The organism is Alteriqipengyuania lutimaris, from assembly GCF_003363135.1.
Lineage (GTDB): Bacteria > Pseudomonadota > Alphaproteobacteria > Sphingomonadales > Sphingomonadaceae > Alteriqipengyuania > Alteriqipengyuania lutimaris.
On record NZ_QRBB01000002.1, the window covers coordinates 198,330 to 221,203 of the forward strand.

Sequence of the window (22,874 nt, forward strand, 5' to 3'; positions counted from 1 at the left end):
AGTATAGTCTGCGCCCATGGCGGGTGAACTCGAACCGACGACAGCGATCTCCGACGCGCTGGTGATCCTGGGCGCGGCCGGGATCGTCATCCCCCTCTTCGCGCGCTTTCGCATCACGCCCGTGATCGGCTTCCTGCTGATCGGCATCCTCGTCGGTCCCTACGGCCTCGGCGCACTGACGCCGGAAGTTCAGTGGCTTCGCGCGGTGACGATATCGGAGCCGGATTCGCTCGATATCTTCGCCGAATTCGGCATCATCCTGCTGCTGTTCACCATCGGGCTGGAACTCAGCTTCAACCGGCTGTGGCAGATGCGAAAGCTCGTGTTCGGGCTCGGCGCGGCGGAGCTGCTGATCATCGGATCGTCGATCGGCGTCGTGCTCGCCATGATGGGCCAGTACTGGACCGGCGCGATGGCGCTAGGCCTCGCGCTCGCGCTGTCGTCGACCGCGATCGTGCTGCCGATTTCGGGCACGTCGTCACCGGTCGGCAAGGCAGCGCTGTCGATGCTCCTGTTCGAGGATGTGGCGATCGTGCCGATCATCTTCATGCTGGGCGCGCTGGCTCCCTACGCCCAGGCCGACGGGCTGACAGGCCTGTGGACCACGCTGTGGCAAGGCGCGGCAGTGGTCGCCGTGCTGCTCGTGGCGGGACGCTACGTCCTGCCTATCCTGTTCGCACAGGCCGCGCGGACCAAGAGCCCCGAGGTATTCCTTGCCGCTACGCTAGTGGTCGTGATCGGCGCGAGCCTTGCCACCGGCATGGCAGGCCTTTCCCCTATCGTGGGTGCGATGATTGCGGGCCTGCTGATTGCCGAGACCGATTTCCACGGCGAGGTCGAGACCATTATCGAGCCGTTCAAGGGCCTCGCGCTCGGTATCTTCCTCATCACCATCGGGATGAGCATCGACCTTGAGGCCCTGCGCGACAATCTGGCCATGATCCTGACCGCCGTCATTCTGGTGTTGACGTTCAAGGCGGTCGTCACGGGCGTGCTGCTGCGGATGATGGGGGCCCGCCGCAACACCGCCACGGAAACCGGCATCCTGATGGCCAGCCCGTCCGAAACCACGCTCATCGTGCTTTCGGCGGCCAGCACGGCCATGCTGATCCAGCCCGGTACCGTGCAGTTCTGGCAGATCGTTACCGCGATCGGTCTGACAATCACGCCGATTCTCGCCTTCGTCGGCCGTGCGGTCGCGCGCCGCGTCGATCCCGTACCCGATGTCGCACAGGACGATTCGGCGCCGGCCGGCCGCGTGATCGTCGTCGGCGGGGGGCGCGTGGGCCGCCTCGTGTCGGACATGCTGCGGGTGCATGATCAGCCCTACATCACGATCGAATCGGACGCCGATCTCGCGATGCAGGACAAGCGCGATGGCTATAATGTAATCTTCGGCAATGCGGCGCGGCTGGAGACGCTGCGCGCCCTGCGGGTGGAGGATGCCGCCGCGATCGTCCTCACGATGGATGCGCCGGTTCTGGCCCAGCGGCTCGTCTCGCGCTTGCGCAAGACCTACCCGGATCTCCTGATCGTCAGCCGTGCGCGCGACGCGGCCCACGCAGCGGCGCTGTACAAGGCAGGCGCGAGCCACGCGGTGCCAGAGACGCTCGAAAGTTCGCTGCAGTTATCCGAAGCGGTGCTGGTCGATGTCGGCGTCGCCATGGGGCCGGTGATCGCGTCGATCCACGAGAAGCGGGACGAGATGCGCAAGCAGATCCAGACCGACGGCGCGCTCGACCATGTGCCCAAGCTGCGCACCAGCACCGCGCCACCCAGCTCGTCGGCCACGGCACCCGCCGAATAGCTGGGGCGGGTTTCGGACCTTCTGCCCTGCCCAACCGTTGGTGGGAAAAGGAGAAAATCTTATGTCCGATATCGATCCGACCAAGCCGCTTCCGAATGACGAGAAGTTCAAGCCGCAGAATGTGCAGGGTCAAGGCAAAGCCAAACCCTCCGCGCGCCGTGACGCGTCACGGCCAGCAGATACCGGCGGCGAAGATCTCGGCAAGGGGTCCAGCGGCGACACCCGGCGGGCAGCCAAGGGCGCCCGCTAAACGCTCGGCCACGATCGGCGTTTAGGCGCCGATGGTCTCACGCAGCATATTTCGTACTGCATCCAGAGCGGCCTCGGCGCGCGTTGCGTCGGGGCCGCCTCCCTGTGCCATGTCCGGGCGACCGCCGCCGCCCTTCCCACCCAGTTCAGCTACGCCCGCACGCACCAGATCGACCGCGCTGAAGCGCGATGTCAGGTCTTCGGTAACTGCAACCGCGAAGGCCGCCTTGCCTTCGTTCGTCGCGCAGATCGCGGCCACGCCTGAGCCCAGGCGCTGCTTTGCCTCGTCCAGCAGCGGGCGCAGCTCTTTGGGATCGAGCCCGTCGACGATCTGGCCCGAGAAGGCGACGTCGCCGATCGTTTCGCTACCGGCTTCTGGCGCAGCCCCTCCCCCGCCGAGCGCGAGCTGCTTCTTCGCCGCCGCAAGATCCTTCTCGAGCCGCTTGCGCTCATCGAGCAAGGCTTCGACCCGCGAGGCCACCTCGTCCGGCGTAGTCCGCAGGACGGCTGCGGCCGACTTGAGCATTTCCTCGCGCTCGACCAGCCATTGGCGCGCGGCATCGCCAGTAAGCGCTTCGATCCGGCGCACGCCGGAGCTGACCGCGCTTTCCGACACGATCCGGAAGAGCTGAATGTCGCCGGTGGCGTCGACATGGGTGCCTCCGCACAATTCGACCGAATAGGTACGGCCCTCGTCGGCCGCGCGGCCCATCGAGAGCACGCGGACCTCGTCGCCATACTTTTCGCCGAACAGCGCGAGCGCACCCGCCGCAACCGCATCGTCAGGCGTCATCAGGCGGGTCGACACCTGCTGGTTTGCGCGAATCTCGGCATTCACCTCGTCTTCGATCGCGACGATATCCTCGTCGGTCAGCGGGGTCGGCTGCGAGAAGTCGAACCGCAGGCGATCTTCTGCAACCAATGAGCCCTTCTGCGTGACGTGACCGCCAAGGCGATTGCGCAGCGCGGTGTGGACGAGGTGCGTGGCGGAATGGTTGGCACGGATGCGGTCGCGCCGCTCCGCATCGATCGAAAGCTTTACCTCGTCGCCGACTTCAACCGATCCCGCTTCGACGCGGGCATGGTGAGCGTGCAGTCGGCCGAGCGGCTTGCCCGTGTCGCGTACGGCAATGCGCAAGCCTTCATGCGTCGAAATCGTGCCGCTATCGCCCGATTGCCCGCCGCTCTCGCCGTAGAACGGTGTCTGGTTGGTGAGAATGGTGACCTCGTCGCCCGGCTCCGCGCGTGCGACTTCTTCACCGTCCTTCACGATGGCCACGACGCGCCCTTCGCCATGGGTGGCGGAATAACCGATGAACTCGGTGGCGCCTTCGCGCTCCGCAATCGTGAACCAAACTTCGCTGTCGGCGGCTTCGCCGCTGCCTTTCCATGCTGCACGCGCGGCTTCGCGCTGTTGCTGCATCGCCGCGTCGAAGCCCTCGCGATCGACGGAGATACCCTGGGCGCGCAGCGCGTCCTCGGTCAGGTCGTAGGGGAAGCCATAGGTGTCATAGAGCTTGAAGGCGACCTCGCCGTCGAGACGATCGCCTTCGGACAGGGTCCCGGTCGCGTCGTCGAGCAGGCGCAGGCCTTTCTCGAGGGTCTCGCGAAAGCGCGTTTCCTCGCGCTCCAGCGTTTCCTCGATTAGGGCTTGGCCGCGGTTGAGCTCCGGATAGGCCTGGCCCATTTCGCCGACCAGCGTCGGGACGAGCCGGTGCATCAGCGGCGTCTTCGCGCCCAGCAGGTGCGCGTGGCGCATGGCGCGGCGCATGATCCGTCGCAGGACGTAGCCGCGCCCTTCGTTGGAAGGAAGCACGCCGTCGGCAATCAGGAAACCCGTGGCACGAAGGTGGTCCGCGATGACGCGGTGGCTCGCCAGAGTATCGTCGTTTGCGCTTTCGTGAAGCTGGGCCTCGGCCGCCGCGATCAGCGTCTTGAATGTGTCGGTGTCGTAATTGTTGTGAACGCCCTGCATGACGGCAGCAATGCGTTCCAGCCCCATGCCCGTATCGATGTTCTGGTTGGGCAGGTCGCCGACGATCTCGCCCGCGCGCTGCTCGTTCTGCATGAAGACGAGGTTCCAGATTTCGACGAAGCGATCCCCGTCCTCCTCGGGCGTGCCCGGAGGCCCCCCAGCAATGTGATCGCCATGGTCCCAGAATACCTCTGAGCACGGGCCGCACGGGCCGTCATCGCCCATCGCCCAGAAATTGTCCTTGGTGGCGATCCGGATGATGCGATCATCGGGCAGTCCGGCGATCCTCTTCCAGAGGGAATAGGCCTCGTCGTCGGTGTGATAGACCGTGGCGAGCAGCCGGTCGGGGTCGAGGCCGAATTCGCGCGTCAGCAGGTTCCAGGCATGTTCGATCGCCTGTTCCTTGAAATAATCGCCGAACGAGAAATTGCCGAGCATCTCGAAGAAGGTGTGGTGGCGCGCGGTATAGCCGACATTGTCGAGATCGTTATGCTTCCCGCCTGCGCGAACGCACTTCTGCGCGCTCACGGCCCTTGGGGCCGGCGGCGTCTCGAGGCCGGTGAAAACGTTCTTGAATGGCACCATGCCCGCATTGACGAACATCAGGGTGGGATCATTGTGTGGGACCAGCGGCGCGGAGGCCACGGGCAGGTGGCCATTGCCTTCGAAGAACTCGATGAAAGTCCGGCGGATATCGTTGGTGCTCGTCATAGGACTTGCGAGTTAGGCAAAAGCGGTGCGACCGACAAGCTTTCGCGATCGCTCTTTGCGCCTGAATGGCGAACAAAGGCGCCGGATACGAAAAACCGGTCGCGATGCAGCCCGGGAAGGCATGCACGGCGACCGGTCTTCCGGGTTTCCGGGCGCAAGTCGCGGCGCCCGCTTGAGAAGAAGCGATCAGTCCTCCGCGTCAGGGCCGACCATCATCTCCTCGGCGACATCGTCGGTCTTGCCGCGGATCGCAGCCTCCAGCTTGTCGCAAATCTCGGGGTTTTCCTTCAGGAAGGTCTTCGCATTCTCGCGTCCCTGGCCGATCCGGGTGCTGTCGTAGGAGAACCAGGAACCCGACTTCTCCACCAGGCCCGCCTTGACGCCCAGATCGAGGATCTCGCCGATCTTGGAAATCCCCTGTCCGTACATGATGTCGAATTCGACCTGCTTGAACGGGGGCGCGACCTTGTTCTTGACCACTTTTACCCGTGTGGAGTTGCCGATAATTTCGTCGCGATCCTTGATCTGGCCGGTGCGACGGATGTCGAGCCGGACGGAAGCGTAGAATTTCAATGCGTTACCGCCGGTGGTCGTCTCCGGATTGCCGTACATGACGCCGATCTTCATGCGCAGCTGGTTGATGAAGATCACCATACACTTGGAACGGTTGATCGACCCGGTGAGCTTGCGCAGCGATTGGGACATCAGGCGCGCCTGAAGGCCGACGTGGCTGTCGCCCATCTCGCCTTCGATTTCGGCGCGCGGGACAAGCGCAGCCACCGAGTCGACCACCAGCACGTCGATCGCGTTGGATCGGACCAGCGTGTCGACGATTTCGAGCGCCTGCTCGCCCGTATCGGGCTGGGAGACGATCAGTTCGTCGATATCGACGCCCAGCTTGCGGGCGTAGACCGGATCGAGCGCGTGTTCGGCGTCGACGAATGCAACCGTTCCCCCAGCCTTTTGGCATTCGGCCAGCACATGCAGCGCCAGCGTCGTCTTGCCCGAGCTTTCCGGCCCGTAAACTTCGATCACCCGGCCCTTGGGCAGGCCGCCGACGCCGAGCGCGATGTCGAGCCCCAGCGAGCCGGTCGAGATCGATTCGACATTCATCGCCTCCTTCGAGCCCAGTTTCATGGCCGAGCCCTTGCCGAAGGCCCGGTCGATCTGCGCGAGTGCGGCGTCGAGCGCCTTTTGACGGTCCACGTTGCTTTCCTTGTCTACCAGCTTGAGTTTCGCAGCAGCCATCGCACGCTCTCCTTTTTGTGCCTAGGGCAACCAACCGGTTTTGCCCCGAGGCCCGTTCGACAGCGACGGATGTACACTCTATGTTCTTTCGGAACAAGAGGGGAACGCGAGTTTTTCGAGCGGGGCCTGCCGGCGACGAAAAAGGGGCGCACCGAACGACGCGCCCCAGGCTTTCGAAATTGGGCGTCGCGGATCAGTTACGCGAGGGGAAGATGCCGTACAAAGCGACGCAATAGCGCATTACCTGGAAAGGCTGCATGTTGTTGACGGGTACCCCCTGGCCCACGTTCGAGGACACGATCGTGCCCTGATGCATCAGGTCGGTTCCAGGCGCCTGTTCGGTATAGGCATTCTGGGCGGCGCGCGCGAAGGAATTGTTGATCGGATTGGGCTGATCGGCCGACACCCTCGCGATCGCGACCTGCGGGGTATGATTATGCGGCGGAAGATTGGAGGTCGTCAGCGTAGTTGTTTCCGTGCCGGCCATCTGCCCTATCGGGCGCGGCGTCAGGCCGGAGCCATTACCTTGACCGATCGGGGCCCGCCCCCGCAGATCGGGCAAACCGAAGGTGGTGCTCCCATTACCGCCGTAGGTCGTGCCGTAAAGCGCGAAGAGCGCGGAGTTCTGGGAAATCGACAAGAGCTGTCCCGCCGCCTCCATGGTGTTGCGGGGGCAGAAGTTGTAGCCGGTCTGGATGATCTCGCCGATATAGAGCTCCTGTGCGGCGACCGGCGCCGGAAGCGTGGCGGCCGCAATCACGAGCGAGCTGGCAGCAAGCGAAAACTTGTAGGTCATGGTTTGCACCTTTCGAATCTGGAAACAGGCAGAATGCGCGGTGCCGGAATGACGATAAGCGCCGTCGGCACCGATTTGCTCAGTTGCGCGATGGGAACACGCCCGCGGTCGTTACGCAGAACCGCACGGCGAGGAATGGCTGCATGTTCGAAAACGGGATCCCCTGGCCAACGGTCTGCGAGACGATCGTACCCTGATGCATCCGGTCCATGCCGGGGGCCTGCGCCGCATATCCGTTGTAGGCCGCTTCGGCCAAGCTGTTGTTGATCGGATTCGGATTGTCTGCCGGGACCGCGGCGACCGCCATGCGGGGGTCGTGGTTGTGCGGGGGAAGGTTGTTGAGGGTCAGCCCTACAGTCTCCGCACCGCCCATCGCGCCCGGCTCAGGGTTACCATTCATCAGGCCGATGGGGATGCGCCCGCGCAGATCCGGAAGGGCGAAGGTGCTGGTCCCGTTGCCGCCGAAATTGGTGCCGTAGAGCGAGAAAAGTGCCTCATTGCCCGAGATCGGCAGGATCTGCCCCTCGGCGGACATGGTCCACCTTGGGCAGAAGTCGAAGCCCACCATCTGGACCTGGCCGAGATATTCCTCTGGTCCGGCAAATGCCGGCGCCGGTGCCATCGCTGCCGCCATGGCAAGCGACGACACCACGACTGGTAGTGTCTTTTTCATGCGCGATCCTCCCCCCCTTATTCGGGAATTGCGCGACCCCTCGCCGCGGCACATCGGACAAGCCGACGACCGCTGCGGGCGCGATATTACCCATGCATACGGGAAAAGGAAGAGGAACTTCGGTCTTTACGAATTTGTACTATTGCCCTGCAAGACGAGACCGACCTTGCGCGAAATCTGTTCGACGCTGAAGGGCTTCGCGATGAAGTGCATGTTTTCGATGCTGATCTCGTTGCGGAGCGTTTCTTCGGCATAGCCCGACATGAACAGGATCGGGATCTCCGGGCGGATCTTGCGGATCGCCCGCGCCATCGCCGGGCCGTCCATCCCCGGCATGACGACGTCGGACACGATCAGATCGAACGCGGCACCATTGGCGATCTCGGCAAGCCCGTCCTCGCCGTCGGGCCGGGCGGTGACGGTGAAGCCGGCGCGCACCAGCGCCCGTTCGGCGACGGCGCGGACCATGTCCTCGTCCTCGACCAGCAGAATTCGCCCACCGTTCGACCATTCGAGCGCAGGTTCGGCCTGATCTCCGTCGTCCCGCCTGCCATCGCCGACCGAAGCGCCGTGGTGGACCGGCAGGTAGATCGCGAAACGCGCCCCCGGACCGAGACCGTCGCCGCCCTCGACATTTTCGACATAGATATACCCGCCCGACTGGCGGATGATTCCGTACACGGTCGAGAGGCCCAGACCGGTGCCCTTCCCCTGTTCCTTGGTGGTGAAGAAGGGATCGAAAATCTTGCTCATGACGGCGGGGGGGATTCCGCCACCGGTATCGCGCACGATCAGTGCGGTATAATCGCCGGGCGGCATGTCGGCGACGTGGTTGCGGGTCTCTTTGAGCGAGACCTTGCGGGTCGACATCACCAGCGTCCCCGTACCCTCGCCCATGCTCCCCCCCTGGGAGGCAATGGCATCGCGCGCGTTGACCGCCAGGTTGACGATGACCTGTTCGAGCTGCCCGGGGTCTGCCCTTACAGGACCGAGATCGCGATCGTGGCGCACGTGGAATTCGATCTTCTCGCCCAGCAGGCGCTTCAGCAACTGGCTGACTTCGGAGACCACGTCGGGCAGCTGCACCACTTCGGGCCGCAGCGTCTGCTGGCGGCTGAAAGCGAGCAATTGGCGGGTCAGACTGGCGGCGCGGTTCGAATTTGCGCGAATCTGCTGGATGTCGTCGTAATCGCTGTCGCCAGGCATGTGCCGCAGCAGCATGAGATCGCAATAGCCGATGATCGCGGTGAGCACATTGTTGAAATCATGCGCGACGCCGCCCGCGAGTTGTCCGATCGCCTGCATCTTCGTGGCCTGCGCGATCTGGCGCTTGAGCTCGGTTTCCTCCCTCGAGTCCGCCAGGGTGAGCAGCACCGCAGGTTCGCCAAGGCCGCGCACGCTGGCGAGGCCGAGCGATACCGGCTCTTCGGGAGAGGACGCCAGCCGCACGGCGACGTCGCCGCTCGCCGCTCCGCCCTTGCCGAAACGGCGGACGGCATCGGAAATCGCGCTCTTGTCCTCGCGCACGACGAGGTCTGAGGGGAAGGTCGGCAGGCCGCTGTCGGTGCGACCGATGGCGCGCAGGAAAGACGGGTTGGCGAAGAGGAAGCGCCCATCGCGATCGGTCATTGCAAGACCCAGCGGCAAGGCGCCAATCAGGGCCTCCAGCTTGGGAATCGTATCGATCGCGGCATTATCGGCCAGCGCGGCGTGCGCCTCTATCAGAAGCATCAGCGAGGGCGCGTCCTCGGGCCCGGCCGCCCAGTCGTCGTCGAGATCGTTCAGCGAGACATGGATCAGCTGGAAGGGCTCGCCCTCGCGGCCCGAGCGCGCGAAGAAAATCCGCTCTCGCTCGTCCAGCCGGAGGAAATCGGCGAATTCGCGGCCCGCAAGAGTGGCGGAACTGTCGCCCGTGGCACGCTCAGCAAAGGTCGGCGATGCGGCGCGCACGGTGCCCTCGGGCGAGGTCAGCGCGGCGACCACGCCTGCGCGATCGAGCATGCGGCCAAGCGGCCCGGCGAGCAGCTGGCCGACGTCCGAGGCCAGGTCCTCGCTCGACTCGCGGCGAAAGCGCCAGACGAGGTGGTCCTCGCCCCGCCCGGCTCGCTGCGCCTCGACCTCCCAGCGCACGTCGTCCTTGTCCAGCGACAGGTGCGAGGCATGCGATCGCCCGTCGCGCCAGGCCTCGCGCGCCGCCCTTAGCAGCGCTTCGGAGGCCTCGTCCTCACTCAGAGCAAGGTTCGGCGGAGCTTTCTCGGTCCCGAAGCGCGCGGAAAAAGCGCCACTTGCGCACACCAGCCGGTTGGCGCGGTCGGTGATCGCGACCAGCGCGCCCGGCTGGTCGATGGCGGCGAGAGTCACGCTCCAGTCGGGTGGTGCCAGTGCATCGGCCTGCCCACCGCTTGCCTTGTCGCGCAGGAGCAGCAGAAGCGCCATCAGTGTTGCAAGGCCGCCGGCATAGGCCGCAGTCAGGATGGGGAGCTCGCTCAGCAGCCAGACTGCGCCGATACTGACGATCAGCGCCACCAGCAGCACCAGCCATCCAATGGGCGTGCCGCTGGGTACCGCTTCGTCGAATTGCCTCACGCCTCGGCACCGTCGCGCGAAGCCTCGATGTCCGCTCGCCTGCGTGCGGCACGGATGAGACGGTTCTTGCGCCGGCGCCCCATCGCCAGACGCCAGAAACCCTTCGTGACGATATAGCCGAGGGGCGGAAACAGCGTGGCGAACAGCAGGAAGCCGAGCACGGTCGCGCCTGCGGCATCGAAAAGGCCGGCAAGCGACATGATGCTGTGATCCTCCAGCATCACGGCGCTGGTCTCCGGCGCGAAAGTCAGCACCTTGTGGCCCACCCGGTTGGCGGCCCAGACCCAGAACGGGAAGGTCAGCGGGTTGGTGACCAGCGTCACGCCGCTGGCGATCGGCACGTTGGCGCGAACGGTGAAGGCGAGGACCAGCGCCAGGAAGATCTGGCCGATCGGGATCACGAAGCCCGCAAAGAGCCCCAGTGCAACCCCGCGCGGGACGTTGCGACGCGTGAAACGCCACAGCTCGGGGCTCAGGAACCGGTGTGCCATCGGCTTGAGAAAACGGTGTTCGGCCAGCCATTCGCGGTCGGTGTACCGACGCAGGTAGCCCCGAAACGCCGAACGCGAGGTCGGCTTGGTGAGGCTGTCTGTCGGCTGGCTCATGGTGCTCGTTCGATGATGGTGTCGGGCAGCCCGCGGGGCAAGGAGTGTGCGTCGAATCTGGCCCTCTCCCGCAGGAGTGTTCCACCTAGGCAATATAGAATGGCCGCTTCCTTAATCGCCCACATTGATCGATGCGATCCGCCTTAAAATTCGCGCTACCCGGCCATCGCCTGTGGACCTAGCCGCGCTCGCGAAGAATCCGCGCCTTGTCGCGCTGCCAGTCGCGATCCTTGAGATAATCGCGCTTGTCCTTGGTCTGGCGCCCCTTTGCCAGCGCCAGTTCGACCTTCGCCCGACCCTGTCCGTTGAAATACACACAAAGGGGAACAAGCGTCATTCCCTTGCGCTCAACGGCACCCAAGAGCTTCTGAATCTCGCGTTCATGAAGCAGCAGCTTGCGTGGCCGCTTGGGCTCGTGGTTCAGACGGTTGCCGTGCGTGTATTCGGGAATGTTGGCATTGATCAGCCATGCCTCGCCATCGCGCACCTCGGCGTAGGATTCGGCGATCGCCGCCTCGCCCGAGCGGAGCGATTTGACCTCGGTGCCCTGCAGCGCGATGCCGGCTTCGAATTTCTCCTCCACCTCGTAATCGAAACGCGCGCGCCGGTTTTCGGCGACGACCTTGCGCTTGTCGAAGGTGGCGGGTTTGGGACGAGGCATAAGGGGGCGCGATGTAGGCTGCCGCGGGCCAAAGGGAAAGGGGCGGCGCGAATCAATTGTCTTCACTGCGTTTTCTGGCAGGTTAGGAAGCAGGGGTTGGTTTCCGGGGGTTTATATGCCGCGTGTCGCGCAAATCGGGTCGCTGTGTGCGGCACTGTTCATCATGTTCGCCACCGGGGCGCTGCAGGCCCGCGAACCCGCTCCCCTCTCCGCCTATGGCGCGCTGCCCGATGTCGAGGATGCCGCAATTTCTCCCAGCGGAGCCAATATCGTCTTCTTGGCGACGATCGATGGCCAGCGTCAGTTGGTATTCCTCGGCCCGGACCGGAACGTCATCGATCGGACCGGTGTGGGCGATGCGAAGATCCGCTATTTCGACTGGATCGGCGACGATCGCCTGCTGCTGGTGCTCAGCCAGACGCAGGATGTGTACGGCTTCACGGTCGACAAGCTCGAAATCGCGAGCGCGCGAATTATCACGGTCGGCTCCGATGGCGGGGTCGAGACGGTGTTCTCGGACGACCGGCGACTGCTGGACGCGGTTTTCGGCAGTCACGGAGTACGGCGGGTGGGTGGACATTGGGTCGCCTATTTCGGAGCGCTCGAGTTGAAGCGCGACAGTACCGGGCCAGGCTATGTCTTCGATCATGGCAGGCCGTTCCTCTACGCCTTCGACATCGACGCGACCAAATCGACCCGGGTCGCCAACGCCCCGGGCGAAGACACATCGCGCGACTGGCTGGTCGATCGCGACGGCAAGGTGGCGACAACTTTTGATATCGATAGCGACAATGGCCGCTGGGAAATTCGCAATGCGGACAACAAACGCATTGCCGAAGGCCGCGACGAGGCCGGTCGCGCCGGACTGATCGGCCTCGGGCACGACGGGACCTCGGTGATCTATTACCAGCGTGACGAGGAAGGCGGTACGGACTGGTTCGAGGTGCCGCTGGCCGGGGGCACCGCCCTGCCTTTCCTTGCCGAGGCCGATGTCGACCGTCTCTATTTCGACGAGTTGAGCGGTCGGTTGATCGGCTATCTCGATGCAAAAGAGGGCCCGGTCTTCGCCGACAAAGAACAGCAGGATGCAGCGCGCAAGATCCGCCGCGCCTTCGCCAAGCTGGACATGCAGATGGTCGACTGGACCCCGGAGCTGGATAAGGTGCTCGTCCGGAGCAGCGGCAACGCCGACAGCGGTTCCTATTACGTCGTCGATCTCACCACGATGCGCGGGCAAGTCTTCGCATGGGAACGTCTGGCTATCGAACCCGACATGGTCGGCCCTATCTCGACTTTCCAATACACCGCCGCCGACGGGCTGGAGATGGATGGCATCCTGACTTTGCCGCCGGAGCGTGAGGCAAAGGCCCTGCCGCTGGTCATGCTCCCGCATGGCGGGCCACATTCCGCGGATCGCGAGCAGTTCGACTGGTGGGCGCAGGCCTTCGCTTCGCGCGGCTTTGCCGTGTTCCAGCCCAATTTCCGCGGCTCCACCAATCGCGATCAGACTTTCAAGATCGCCGGGTACGGCGAGTGGGGCCGGAAGATGCAGACCGACATTTCGGACGGGCTCAGGGCACTGGCGGAAAGCGGTATCGTAGACCCGAACCGCGCGTGCATCGTTGGTGCGAGCTACGGCGGGTATGCCGCACTTGCCGGGGTGACGCTCCAGCAGGGCCTGTATCGCTGCGCGGTGGCGGTTGCACCGGTCAGCGATATCAAGGCGATGTACAACGAGGAGGATCGCGCCGCGGACGGACGGAAGATCACCAGGGCTTCGCTGCTGACCCAGCTGGGCCCTCGCGATGGCTGGGATTCGGTATCGCCCCGCCGTTTCGCAGACCGCGCGGACGCGCCGATCATGCTTATTCACGGGCGTGAAGACACCGTCGTCCCCTTTCTGCATTCGCACAAGATGGCCGATGCGCTGAAGGACGCGGGCAAGCCATACGAGCTGGTCGCGCTGGATGGCGAGGATCACTGGCTGTCGCTCTCGACCACCCGGCTCCAGATGCTCGAGGCAGCGGTCGGCTTCGTCCAGAAGCACAATCCTGCGGACTAATGCATCGGCAGCGACGCCGCGCGCTTGTCGCGCTGCCGATGCAGGTCGATAGGTAGGCAGGTGAGCGACACCGAACCTTTCGTGATCCATGACCGGCGCATCGCGCCCGGCACGTCCGCGATCCTCAAGATCCCCGTCAGCCAGCAGGTCACCGGCCTCGACGCGTCGCTGGCGCTCAAGGTGCTCCACGGCGCGAAGCCCGGGCCGGCGGTGTTCGTGAGCGCGGCGATCCATGGCGACGAGATCGTGGGCACGGCGATCATCCAGCGGCTGCTCGACCACCTGATGCCCAGCGAGATGGCGGGCACGCTGATCCTTGCCCCTGCGGTGAATATCTACGGCTTCGCCTCGCACAGCCGCTACCTGCCCGACCGGCGCGATCTCAACCGGAGCTTTCCCGGTTACGAACACGGCAGCCTCGCCGCGCAGCTGGCGCATACCTTCCTCGAGCATGTGATCGACCGCTGTTCGCTCGGCATCGACCTGCACACGGCCGCCGTCCACCGCTACAACCTGCCGCAGATCCGGATTGCGTCGGACAGCCCGCACCTCACCGGACTGGCGATGGCCTTCGCCCCGCCGATCATCATCGAAAGCCCGCTGCGCCCCGGATCGATGCGCGCGCTCGCGGCCGATCGAGATGTGCCGATGCTGCTGCTGGAAGCAGGCGAGGCGCTGCGGTTCGACCGCTATTCGATCAAGGTCGGCGTGGCGGGCGTGCTGCGAGTCCTGACGCATATCGGGATGATCGAGCGGTACGGCAGGGCGGAAGAAGTGGAGGTGCCGGTCCGCGCCAACCGCTCGACCTGGGTTCGCGCGCCGAGGGGCGGCGTCTCGCGCCGCGTGCGAAAGTCGGGTGACATCGTGAAGCAGGGCGGCCTGCTGGCGGTGGTCGGAGGCCTGTTCGGCGAGGACGGGATGGAGATGGTGAGCCCGGTCGAGGGCGTGGTGATCGGCCATGCGACCTTGCCCATCGTGAACCAGGGCGATGCGATGTTCCACATCGCGGAGGTCGAAACGCGGGAGAATGCCGGCAAAGGGGCGCGCAGTATCGTCGACGCGATTGCGGTCAGCCAGCCGCCTCACCCGCCGACGACGCTGCTGGACGAGGACGAGGTGATTTAAAGAAAGCGAACGCTAGACTTTAGTTTTCTCGATCCCTCTCTTTGATCCCCGATATCCAGTGCAGGAAAAGACCAATTAAAACCCCTGCGGCTGGAAAGAGCATGACCCATGGCCCCCACGGGGCAAGTCTTCCAGCCGATTTCTCGACCACTCTGCTCGCTTCGGTCCAGTTTTCCACCCCTTCAGTCCTCAAGGCGGCGCGAGCGTTTATAGACGAAATTTCCACTCCGAACGTCCAGCCTATCAATATTGCACAGAGGGCAAAAAATAGGATCGCAACAGGCATCCTAATGCGGCGAAACTCACTGGGATGATTGTAGGCTAGCCAACCGATTCCTGGAACTGCGGCGGCAGTTATAGCGATGATGAGTTCGTTAATCACCTTTGCCCCAAACCCCTCCTAGAGTTCACACCAGCCCCGCATGCTCCAGCGCCTTGTCGACCGCGCGGCGGGCGGGTTCGGAGCATTCGGTCAGCGGCAGGCGGACCTCGTCGGTCATCCAGCTCTGCGTCCGCGATAGCGCGTATTTCACCGGCGCGGGGCTCGAATCCTCGAACATCGCATAGTGCAGCGGATAAAGCCGGTCGTTAAGTTCGCGCGCGCGGACCAGATCATTGTCAGCGCAGGCCTTCTGGAATTCGGCGCACAGCGCGGGGGCAACATTGGCGGTCACCGAAATGCAGCCCGATCCCCCCGCCGCATTGAACGGCAGCGCGAGTTCGTCATTGCCCGAAAGCTGGCAGAAATCGCGGCTGATGCCCATGCGATGGTCCGAAACGCGCGACAGATCTTCGCTCGCATCCTTGATGGCGATGATCACGTCGGGGAATTTCTCCGCCAGCTCGCAGACCGTTTCGGGCAGGATGTCGGTCACCGTGCGGCCCGGCACGTTGTAGAGCACGATCGGCAGCTCGCCATGCTCGGCCAGATGGCTGAAATGCGCGATCAGCCCCGCCTGGCTCGGCTTGTTGTAATAGGGCGCGACGCACAGACCTGCGGTCACCCCCGCCTTCTTGGCGAACTTGAGATGCAGCAGCGCGTTGTTGGTGTCGTTGCTGCCGCAGCCCGCGATGATCGGCACGCGGCCCGCCGCCTGTTCCACGCACATCTCGATCACCCGGTGATGCTCGGCATTGGAGAGCGTCGAGGCTTCGCCCGTCGTTCCGCAGGGCACCAGCGCGGCGCTGCCCTGCTCGATCTGCCAGTCGACCAGCGTGCGAAAGGCCGCCTCGTCCAGCTTGCCGTCCCGAAACGGGGTCACCAGCGCCGGGATAGAGCCTGAGAACATTTGAAGCGCTCCTGCATTGATATTATGTACGGGGCGGCAAACGGGGGAGTTTCCGCCCCGATTTCCAAGCACCCCGCCCATTCGTTCAGAGCCTGATAAGGAGCCTGTGGCCACAATGTCCAGTATGACCCGACTTCCCTTTCTGGCCCTCGCCCTCGTTTCCACCACCTCCATCACGCCCCCCGCCTTCGCGCAGGACGCGGCGAGCTGGGACCGCGCCCGGGCGGAGCTGATCGCCAGCGCGCCCACGCAGATGACGCAGGCGGTCAACCGGTGGGAATATCTGATCGGGCAGGACGACCTGCCCTTCACCGAATATGCAGGCTTCCTGCTCGCCTATCCCGATTTCCCGCAGGCCGACCGCCTGCGCACCCGCGCCGAGGATGCGCTGGATGAGAGCACGGCATCGCCCGAAAGCCTCGTCGCATACTTCGATGCGCTGCCACCGGTCACTAATGCGGGCAAGGCGCGCTACGCGCTGGCGCTGTCCTCCGTCTCGCGCCCCGAAGCCGCTGCAATGGCGCGCGAGGCATGGCGCAACGGCGAAATGAGCGCGACGAGCGAACCCTACCTCCTCTCGCTGTTCGGCAACCAGTTCACGCCCGAGGATGACGATGCGCGGATGAACGCGCTGCTGTGGCAGGGCGCGACCGAGGCCGCGCAGCGCCAGATCCGCCGCGTGTCGCCTGCCGCGCGCGACCGGTTCAGCCTGCGCCTTGCGATGATCCAGGGCTACGATCCGTCGAGCGCGGAAGTGCCCATCCCCGCCGATGCAACCCGCGATGCGGGCTATGTCTACAACCTCGCCAAATATTACCGCCAGAACGGCCAGCTGCCGCAGGCGATCGCGCTGCTGGCGAACCGGCCATCCTTCGACTCCCCGGCGCATGATCCGGAAGCGTTCATCGGCGAAGCGCTCCGGATCGCGCGCGGCGCAGGCTCCGACCCATCGGCGAGCATCGCGGCCAAGGTCGACGATCTGTTCGCTCCCGGCACCGATGTCAGCAAGGGTGCCTATCGCCTGCGCGACGATTACACCTCGCTGATGTGGCTGGGCGGCACGAACGCCTACTGGAACCTCGGCCAGCCGGGTCGCGCGGCGCCGCTGTTCTATCGCTATGGCGCGGCGGCGCAGACGCCGCAGACCCGCTCCAAGGGCTTATACTGGGCGGGCCTCGCGTCCGAACGCGCGGGCGACCGCAGCGAAGCGAACCGCTATTACGAAATGGCCGCGCGCTATGCCGACCGCTTCTACGGCCAGCTCTCGCTCGCGAAGCTGGGCCGCGAGGTTCCGGCGCTGGGCGGCAACAACGTCGCCCTGCCGAGCACGCAACAGCGTACCGAGTTCGAGAATGCGGCCCTGACCAATGCGGTGCGCGAAGTCGCACGCGGTGCACCCTGGCAGGTCGGCATCCAGTTCTATCAGGCGATTTCCGACCGGGCCGAGACGCCCGAGGAACACGCACTGGTCGCCGAACTCGCACGCGAGACCGGGCGGCGCGATCTGGCGGTCAATGTCGCCGAAGCGGCAGCCGCCGACGGCCACCGCGGCTTCGTGAGCCAGGGCTTCCCCACGGTGACGCCGCCGGGCGGGGCCAACTGGACGATGGTGCACGCGATCGCGCGGCAGGAAAGCCAGTTCGCGGCCAATGCGATCAGTCATGCGGGCGCGCGCGGGCTGATGCAGCTGATGCCCGCGACCGCGCGCGAGCAGGCCGGACAGCTCGGCCTTGGCTATAACCGCGACAACCTGATCGCCGACACATCCTACAACATGCGGCTGGGCGACGCCTATTTCGCGCGCATGCTCGACTATTACGGCGGCGCCTATCCGCTGGCGATCGCGGCCTATAATGCGGGCCCGGGGAACGTGAACCGCTGGCTGCGCGCCAATGGCGACCCGCGAACCGGCGGGATCGACTACGTGACCTGGATCGAACGGATTCCGATCTACGAGACCAAGAACTACGTCCAGCGCGTGATCGAGAATGCGGCCGTCTACGAGCAGCTCAATCCGAACCGTGCGATGACGGGGCGGCCCCGGATGGTGGGTGACTTCCTGCGCTGATCCGCGCTAACCGGGTCGGCATGAAAGGCGACAACCCCATCACGCCCGCGGGCTACGCCGCGATGAAGGCGCGTTACGACCACCTGCTCGGCACCGCCCGGCCCGAGATCGTCGAGATCGTCAGCTGGGCGGCAGGCAATGGCGACCGCTCCGAAAACGGCGACTACCTCTATGGCCGCAAGAAAATGCGCGAGATCGACCGAGAACTGGCGCATCTCGCGCGCCGGATGAAATCCGCGCGGGTGATCGACCCCGCCGACCAGCCCAACCGGGAGCGGGTGTTCTTCGGCGCGACCGTGACGCTCGTCGACGAGGATGACCGCGAAAAGACGCTGACGCTGGTGGGCAACGACGAGGCCGAGGCAAGCGAGGGCCGGATCGGCTGGGGTTCGCCCATGGCCCGCGCGCTGCGTGGTGCCGAAGTCGGCGATACGCGAATGGTGAAAGGCCCCACGGGCCTGCGCGAATGGGAGGTGCTGGGCATTTCCTATCCCGAAAAGACGAGCCGGGCAGCATGAAGCGCGCTGCGCTGATGCTCGCGACGCTCGCGATGGCCTCGACCGCGCCCGCACTGGCGCGCTCTTCATTGGGCGTGTTCGACGATTGGGGCGCCTTCCGCGATCCGCGCCTGCCGCGATGCTATGCCATCGCCAAGGGCGAGCGCAGCAACGGCGCGCGCGATTTCGAGCCCTATGCGACCATCGGCACGTGGCCCAACCGCAAGATCCGCAACCAGGTTCACGTGCGCCTGTCGCGCCGGCTTGCTCCCAATGGCGCGGTGACCTTGCGCGTGGGCGGCGACAGCTACGATCTGACGGCTGGCGAAGCCGATGCCTGGGCGCTCGACCGGCGGATGGATGCGGCCATCGTCGCCGCGATGCGCGCAGGCAGCCGGATGAGCGTGAGTGCTACCGACCGGGGCGGCAACCGCTTCACCGATCGCTACAGCCTCGCGGGCGTCGCCACCGCGATCGACGCGGCGACCATCGCCTGCGCGCGCGACTGAGCCGACCTCCGCCAATCGCAGCTCCGAACAATAAAAGGGCGCGGCCCGCCAAGGCCACGCCCTCCTTTTTTAGTCGGTCTGGCGTCGCTTAGAAGCGTGCGCCGACACCCACGGTCACCTGGTGGCGATCGGTGTCGACATCGAAGCGTTCGCTGTCGGCCACGTCGTCCGCGAAATCGCCTTCCGCCCTCGAGTAGTTGGAATAGCGATACTCGATGTTCGTGAACAGATTGTTCCCGAAGGCATATTCGAGACCGCCACCGACGCGATAGCCGTCGAGGTCGTAGTCGGTTTCGAGTTCGGTCGTGCCGTCATTCGTGCGCAGGTCCAGCTTGGCGTTGGTGTAACCGCCCTTGGCGTAGAACATCATGTTCTCGTTGGCCTTCACGCCGACGCGCGCGCCGAGGTACAGGTCACGGCCCGCCGACACGTTGCCGAAGCCGAAGCCTTCGAAATCGCCATTTTCGAAATCGGTGTCCGCGGTCGAGCCGGTCAGCTCTGCTTCGGGACCGATCACGACACTGCCGAGATCGACGTCGTAACCGATCGCGCCGCCATACAGGAAGCCTTCGGCCGACTGGTCGTTGTTGTCTTCGTTGACATCGTCGTCGATGCTGCTGCCGGCGCGGAGCTGGTCGTAGCCGCCGGTGGCCTGCACGCGGAAACCGGAGAACGGCGAGTCCGTATCCACCTGCGCAGCGGCAGGCGTAGCGAGCGCGGCCATCGAAGCGGTGGCGAGAATTGCAAATGCAGTTTTCATTTCAGATACTTCCTTCTTCATGGGTGCCGTCTGCGATGCGGCACACAGCGGAAGAATGGCCGACGGGCGACGAAGTTTCATGAATGTGACACAACAAGGATGTGTGGCATTACGGTAACATTCTTGCGCCGAGTTGCCCCGGGCGCAAGACGGATTTCCGGAACGACCAGCGGCATATCCAAACGGCACCAATACCAACCTTAGTGAGTTTGGGGCCGCAGGCACCCCTGCCGTCCGCTCGTAGGACATCACGTAAAAACAGGAGGATGTTCGTGGCTGAGATACCCGTAGAAAAGAAATCCAATATGAAATGGCTATGGATCGTGCTGCTGGCGCTGCTGGCAGCGCTGGTGCTGTGGTGGCTGCTGGCGGACGACGACGGCGAACAGGCGGCTGGCGAGCCCGTCGCGGTCGAACAGGGAACCGATCCTGAGATCGCCGACACCACGGCGGCTGCCGGGGCCATGACGATCGGCGCGATCCTCGCCAATCCGGAAGCTTTCTACGGCGAGGAAGGTTTCGAGGGCACGGTGACCGTCGGCGGACCGCTGACCGATCGCGGTTTCTGGATCGAGAACGATGGCGCGCGCATGTTCGCCCTGGTGATCGACGATCCCATCGATCGCACGATCGACATCAATACCGGTGCGACCCTGCGCCTCGATGGCGGAACCATCCGCGAGGGTTCGACCATTGCCGCCGATGAGATCGAAGGCGACGGGCTCGATCAGGATACGATGGATGTTATCGCCGATCAGGACGCCGTCCTCGTGATCGACGAATCCAACATCACCATCGAAGACGAAGCCTGAGCCAGCTCACACAACGGAGAACGCAAATGTCATCCAAATACGAAAATCTTCGCGAGCTGGACGATTACCAGCTGGTCCACGAAGACCAGGACCTGCGCGGCCACTCGCTCATGACCCATGACGGGCTGCATCTGGGAACGATCAAGCGCATGCTCGTCGATCCCGATCATGATCATGTCGCCGGCCTCGTCCTCGAAGACAATCGCATCGTCCCGGTCTCGGAAATCGAGGTGAAAGACGGCAATGCGCTGATCGATCCTGTCGACGCCGACGGCTTCGAACTCGCGCCGACCCCCAAACGCAACTTGTCGCGCGGGAGGGTCGCCGTTCGCCGCAGAGGCTGATCGGCCAAATCCTGATGCTGAATGCGGCGGCCTTTCCGGTTGAAGGAAGGGCCGCCGCAGTTTTTTGAGGCTTGGCGGATTGCCTGCCGGAAGCCAATCGAGCGAGTTGGAATCTGTCCCAAACGCTCTATATACGCCCCTTCCCATGGCCGACACAGACCTCATGACCACGCCCGGACCGATCGACCCGGTGCCGACCCCGCGCGATATCACGCCGCGGGCGGACGGACGCGTGGACCTGATTGGGCTGCCGAAGGCGCGCATCGCCGAGCTTTTCGAAGCGGCGGGGCTGGACGCGAAGGCGGCCAAGCTGCGCTCCAAACAGGTGTTCCACTGGCTCTATCATCGCGGCGTAACCGAATTCGACGCGATGACCGACATCGCCAAGACGATGCGCCCGTGGCTGACCGAACGCTTCGTGATCGGGCGGCCCGAAGTGGTCGAAGCGCACCACTCGACCGACGGCACGCGCAAATGGGTGCTGCGGACCAGCGACGGCAATGATTTCGAGATGGTCTTCATCCCCGATGCCGATCGCGGGACGCTGTGCATCTCCAGCCAGGTCGGCTGCACGCTCAACTGCCGCTTTTGCCACACCGGCACGATGCGGCTCGTGCGCAACCTGACGCCGGGCGAGATCGTCGGCCAGGTCATGCTCGCGCGCGACAGCCTGGGCGAATGGCCCAAGGGATCGATGGCCGGACTGGAGGACGTCGAGGACAGTTCGGAATATACCTCTGACGGGCGCCTGCTGACTAACATCGTGCTGATGGGCATGGGCGAGCCCCTCTACAATTTCGACAATGTCCGCGACGCGATGAAGCTCGTCATGGACGGCGACGGACTTGCGCTGTCCAAGCGCCGCATCACGCTGTCGACCAGCGGCGTCGTCCCGATGATGGAGCGCTGCGGCGAGGAGATCGGCGTCAATCTGGCGGTCTCGCTCCATGCCGTGCGCAAGGACATCCGCGACGAGATCGTGCCGCTCAACAAGAAGTACGGCATCGAGGATCTGCTGCAGGCCTGCGCCGACTATCCGGGTGCGAGCAATGCGCGCCGGATCACCTTCGAGTACATCATGCTCAAGGACAAGAACGACAGCGACGAGGATGCGCGCGAGCTCGTACGCCTGCTGCGCCAGTACGACCTGCCCGCCAAGGTGAACCTGATCCCGTTCAACCCGTGGCCCGGCAGCGACTACGAAACCTCCACGCCGGAACGTATCCGCGCTTTCTCGGACATCGTCTTCGAAGGCGGAATCAGCGCGCCGGTCCGCACCCCGCGCGGGCGCGATATCGGCGCGGCCTGCGGCCAGCTGAAGACCGCTGCGGAGAAGAAGAGCCGCGCCCAGCGGGATCGCGAAGCCGCGGAAGCTGCCGAGGAAAAAAGCCCCGCGTGAGCCTGACGGTCGAAGCAATCTGCGCCGGACGCGCAGCCCTGCTTCCCGGCGACAAACGCAGCGCCATCTCCAAATCGCCAATCGACGGCCCGGTGGACATCGGGCCGCGCGGTGTGGCGGGCGACGAGCAGGTCGACCGCAGGCATCACGGCTTCCCGGCCATGGCCGTGCATCTCTACCCGGCAGACCACTACGCATGGCTGCGCGATCTGTTCGGTGATCGCCCCGCGCTGGCCGGGCCGGGCGGCATGGGCGAGAACCTGTTCGTGCACGGGGTCGACGAAACCGCAGTCTGCATCGGCGACCGGTTCCGCCTTGGCACCGCGATCATCGAGGTTTCCCAGCCGCGCCAGCCCTGCGCCACGATCGAACGCCATCTGGGCCGCAAGGGCATCGTCAAGGCGATCGTCGAGAGCGGGCGCTGCGGCATGTTCTTTCGCGTGATCGAGCCCGGCTTGGCCCAAGCGGGAGACACGCTGGACCCGATAGAGCAAGGGGCAGCCGACTGGACGGTGCGGCGCGCCTTCTGCCTAGTCTATAGGGGCGGCAAGCCGGATCGCGGCGAGCTGGAAGAACTGGCCAGCCTCCCTCGCGTATCGGATCGGCTGGTCCACGACATTCGCCGCAAGCATCCGGCCACCTGATCGTGGCGGTCGGACGGTCATCCCTGACCGCCAGCCAGCCACCGCTTGAAACGA

At 64.7% G+C, this 22,874-nt stretch carries 21 protein-coding genes; 11 read left to right on the forward strand and 10 right to left on the reverse strand.

The genetic code is table 11. The features are described from left to right. Window positions 1-16 precede the first annotated feature (16 nt). Window positions 17-1,807: a cation:proton antiporter domain-containing protein gene (locus DL238_RS14170; protein ID WP_115493097.1), complete on the forward strand. Its 1,791-nt coding sequence runs from the start codon at window positions 17-19 to the stop codon at window positions 1,805-1,807. Between the two features lie 61 nt (window positions 1,808-1,868). Next, window positions 1,869-2,057, forward strand: a complete 189-nt coding sequence (locus tag DL238_RS14175; protein ID WP_115493098.1) for a hypothetical protein — start codon at window positions 1,869-1,871, stop codon at window positions 2,055-2,057. Window positions 2,058-2,078: 21 nt separating this feature from the next. Here the strand turns inward: DL238_RS14175 and alaS are convergent, their stop codons facing one another. The 7 genes from alaS to smpB form a co-directional block, all read right to left on the reverse strand. Beyond that, window positions 2,079-4,742, reverse strand: coding sequence for an alanine--tRNA ligase (gene alaS, locus DL238_RS14180; protein WP_115493099.1), 2,664 nt, complete (start codon window positions 4,740-4,742; stop codon window positions 2,079-2,081). Window positions 4,743-4,928: 186 nt separating this feature from the next. Continuing rightward, window positions 4,929-5,990 carry a recombinase RecA gene (recA, locus tag DL238_RS14185; protein WP_115493100.1) on the reverse strand — a complete coding sequence of 354 codons (1,062 nt, stop codon included), beginning with the start codon at window positions 5,988-5,990 and terminating at the stop codon, window positions 4,929-4,931. A gap of 193 nt (window positions 5,991-6,183) precedes the next feature. Further along, window positions 6,184-6,786 (reverse strand): phage tail protein, encoded by a 603-nt coding sequence (locus DL238_RS14190; protein WP_115493101.1) that lies wholly within the window; start codon window positions 6,784-6,786, stop codon window positions 6,184-6,186. Between the two features lie 79 nt (window positions 6,787-6,865). Continuing rightward, window positions 6,866-7,459, reverse strand: a complete 594-nt coding sequence (locus DL238_RS14195) for a phage tail protein (RefSeq protein ID WP_181883964.1) — start codon at window positions 7,457-7,459, stop codon at window positions 6,866-6,868. A gap of 126 nt (window positions 7,460-7,585) precedes the next feature. Further along, window positions 7,586-10,045, reverse strand: coding sequence for a hybrid sensor histidine kinase/response regulator (locus tag DL238_RS14200; RefSeq protein WP_115493103.1), 2,460 nt, complete (start codon window positions 10,043-10,045; stop codon window positions 7,586-7,588). Then, window positions 10,042-10,650: a DUF2062 domain-containing protein gene (locus DL238_RS14205; RefSeq protein WP_234031122.1), complete on the reverse strand. Its 609-nt coding sequence runs from the start codon at window positions 10,648-10,650 to the stop codon at window positions 10,042-10,044. Before DL238_RS14205 ends, DL238_RS14200 begins: the two co-directional genes overlap by 4 nt. Before the next feature lie 178 nt (window positions 10,651-10,828). Continuing rightward, window positions 10,829-11,311: an SsrA-binding protein SmpB gene (gene smpB, locus DL238_RS14210; protein ID WP_115493104.1), complete on the reverse strand. Its 483-nt coding sequence runs from the start codon at window positions 11,309-11,311 to the stop codon at window positions 10,829-10,831. 163 nt (window positions 11,312-11,474) lie between these two features. Between smpB and DL238_RS14215 the strand changes: the two genes are divergently transcribed. Continuing rightward, on the forward strand, window positions 11,475-13,373 hold the full coding sequence (locus DL238_RS14215; RefSeq protein WP_115493390.1) for an alpha/beta hydrolase family protein: 1,899 nt from the start codon (window positions 11,475-11,477) through the stop codon (window positions 13,371-13,373). A 60-nt stretch (window positions 13,374-13,433) separates the two neighbouring features. Further along, window positions 13,434-14,498 (forward strand): succinylglutamate desuccinylase/aspartoacylase family protein, encoded by a 1,065-nt coding sequence (locus DL238_RS14220; RefSeq protein WP_115493105.1) that lies wholly within the window; start codon window positions 13,434-13,436, stop codon window positions 14,496-14,498. Between the two features lie 19 nt (window positions 14,499-14,517). On the opposite strand, the gene DL238_RS15945 is transcribed toward DL238_RS14220, so the two are convergent. Beyond that, on the reverse strand, window positions 14,518-14,880 hold the full coding sequence (locus DL238_RS15945) for a hypothetical protein (RefSeq protein WP_147291025.1): 363 nt from the start codon (window positions 14,878-14,880) through the stop codon (window positions 14,518-14,520). Window positions 14,881-14,905: 25 nt separating this feature from the next. After that, the gene (gene dapA, locus DL238_RS14225; protein ID WP_115493106.1) at window positions 14,906-15,787 is read right to left on the reverse strand and encodes a 4-hydroxy-tetrahydrodipicolinate synthase; all 882 of its coding nucleotides are present in this window, start codon (window positions 15,785-15,787) and stop codon (window positions 14,906-14,908) included. Between the two features lie 115 nt (window positions 15,788-15,902). Between dapA and DL238_RS14230 the strand changes: the two genes are divergently transcribed. From DL238_RS14230 to DL238_RS14240, 3 genes are read left to right on the forward strand one after another with little or no spacing between them, the layout of a single operon-like run. Further along, window positions 15,903-17,855 (forward strand): lytic transglycosylase domain-containing protein, encoded by a 1,953-nt coding sequence (locus DL238_RS14230; RefSeq protein ID WP_115493107.1) that lies wholly within the window; start codon window positions 15,903-15,905, stop codon window positions 17,853-17,855. Window positions 17,856-17,875: 20 nt separating this feature from the next. After that, window positions 17,876-18,373, forward strand: coding sequence for a transcription elongation factor GreB (gene greB, locus DL238_RS14235; protein WP_115493108.1), 498 nt, complete (start codon window positions 17,876-17,878; stop codon window positions 18,371-18,373). Further along, window positions 18,370-18,861, forward strand: coding sequence for an invasion associated locus B family protein (locus tag DL238_RS14240; protein ID WP_115493109.1), 492 nt, complete (start codon window positions 18,370-18,372; stop codon window positions 18,859-18,861). Before greB ends, DL238_RS14240 begins: the two co-directional genes overlap by 4 nt. Window positions 18,862-18,949: 88 nt before the next feature. Here DL238_RS14240 and DL238_RS14245 read toward each other — a convergent pair whose 3' ends face one another. Continuing rightward, window positions 18,950-19,621 carry an outer membrane protein gene (locus DL238_RS14245; protein WP_115493110.1) on the reverse strand — a complete coding sequence of 224 codons (672 nt, stop codon included), beginning with the start codon at window positions 19,619-19,621 and terminating at the stop codon, window positions 18,950-18,952. A 305-nt stretch (window positions 19,622-19,926) separates the two neighbouring features. On the opposite strand from DL238_RS14245, the gene DL238_RS14250 reads away from it, so the two are divergent. From DL238_RS14250 to DL238_RS14265, 4 genes are all read left to right on the forward strand, one after another. Beyond that, window positions 19,927-20,433, forward strand: a complete 507-nt coding sequence (locus tag DL238_RS14250; RefSeq protein ID WP_115493111.1) for a hypothetical protein — start codon at window positions 19,927-19,929, stop codon at window positions 20,431-20,433. A 26-nt stretch (window positions 20,434-20,459) separates the two neighbouring features. After that, on the forward strand, window positions 20,460-20,777 hold the full coding sequence (locus tag DL238_RS14255) for a PRC-barrel domain-containing protein (RefSeq protein WP_115493112.1): 318 nt from the start codon (window positions 20,460-20,462) through the stop codon (window positions 20,775-20,777). A gap of 145 nt (window positions 20,778-20,922) precedes the next feature. After that, on the forward strand, window positions 20,923-22,176 hold the full coding sequence (gene rlmN / locus DL238_RS14260) for a 23S rRNA (adenine(2503)-C(2))-methyltransferase RlmN (protein WP_115493113.1): 1,254 nt from the start codon (window positions 20,923-20,925) through the stop codon (window positions 22,174-22,176). Beyond that, window positions 22,173-22,820: an MOSC domain-containing protein gene (locus DL238_RS14265; protein WP_115493114.1), complete on the forward strand. Its 648-nt coding sequence runs from the start codon at window positions 22,173-22,175 to the stop codon at window positions 22,818-22,820. Before rlmN ends, DL238_RS14265 begins: the two co-directional genes overlap by 4 nt. Window positions 22,821-22,874: the final 54 nt, after the last annotated feature.

Excerpts from the sequence above, each read along its gene's own strand:
- DL238_RS14240 (WP_115493109.1), top strand. The coding sequence starts at position 18,370 with ATGAAGCGCGCTGCGCTGATGCTCGCGACGCTCGCGATGGCCTCGACC.
- DL238_RS14250 (WP_115493111.1), top strand. The coding sequence starts at position 19,927 with ATGAAATGGCTATGGATCGTGCTGCTGGCGCTGCTGGCAGCGCTGGTG.
- DL238_RS14230 (WP_115493107.1), top strand. The coding sequence starts at position 15,903 with ATGTCCAGTATGACCCGACTTCCCTTTCTGGCCCTCGCCCTCGTTTCC.
- greB (WP_115493108.1), top strand. The coding sequence starts at position 17,876 with ATGAAAGGCGACAACCCCATCACGCCCGCGGGCTACGCCGCGATGAAG.
- dapA (WP_115493106.1), bottom strand. The coding sequence starts at position 15,787 with ATGTTCTCAGGCTCTATCCCGGCGCTGGTGACCCCGTTTCGGGACGGC.
- DL238_RS14175 (WP_115493098.1), top strand. The coding sequence starts at position 1,869 with ATGTCCGATATCGATCCGACCAAGCCGCTTCCGAATGACGAGAAGTTC.
- DL238_RS14255 (WP_115493112.1), top strand. The coding sequence starts at position 20,460 with ATGTCATCCAAATACGAAAATCTTCGCGAGCTGGACGATTACCAGCTG.
- DL238_RS14205 (WP_234031122.1), bottom strand. The coding sequence starts at position 10,650 with ATGAGCCAGCCGACAGACAGCCTCACCAAGCCGACCTCGCGTTCGGCG.
- smpB (WP_115493104.1), bottom strand. The coding sequence starts at position 11,311 with ATGCCTCGTCCCAAACCCGCCACCTTCGACAAGCGCAAGGTCGTCGCC.
- DL238_RS14245 (WP_115493110.1), bottom strand. The coding sequence starts at position 19,621 with ATGAAAACTGCATTTGCAATTCTCGCCACCGCTTCGATGGCCGCGCTC.
- recA (WP_115493100.1), bottom strand. The coding sequence starts at position 5,990 with ATGGCTGCTGCGAAACTCAAGCTGGTAGACAAGGAAAGCAACGTGGAC.
- DL238_RS14190 (WP_115493101.1), bottom strand. The coding sequence starts at position 6,786 with ATGACCTACAAGTTTTCGCTTGCTGCCAGCTCGCTCGTGATTGCGGCC.
- rlmN (WP_115493113.1), top strand. The coding sequence starts at position 20,923 with ATGGCCGACACAGACCTCATGACCACGCCCGGACCGATCGACCCGGTG.
- alaS (WP_115493099.1), bottom strand. The coding sequence starts at position 4,742 with ATGACGAGCACCAACGATATCCGCCGGACTTTCATCGAGTTCTTCGAA.
- DL238_RS14195 (WP_181883964.1), bottom strand. The coding sequence starts at position 7,459 with ATGAAAAAGACACTACCAGTCGTGGTGTCGTCGCTTGCCATGGCGGCA.
- DL238_RS14170 (WP_115493097.1), top strand. The coding sequence starts at position 17 with ATGGCGGGTGAACTCGAACCGACGACAGCGATCTCCGACGCGCTGGTG.
- DL238_RS14215 (WP_115493390.1), top strand. The coding sequence starts at position 11,475 with ATGTTCGCCACCGGGGCGCTGCAGGCCCGCGAACCCGCTCCCCTCTCC.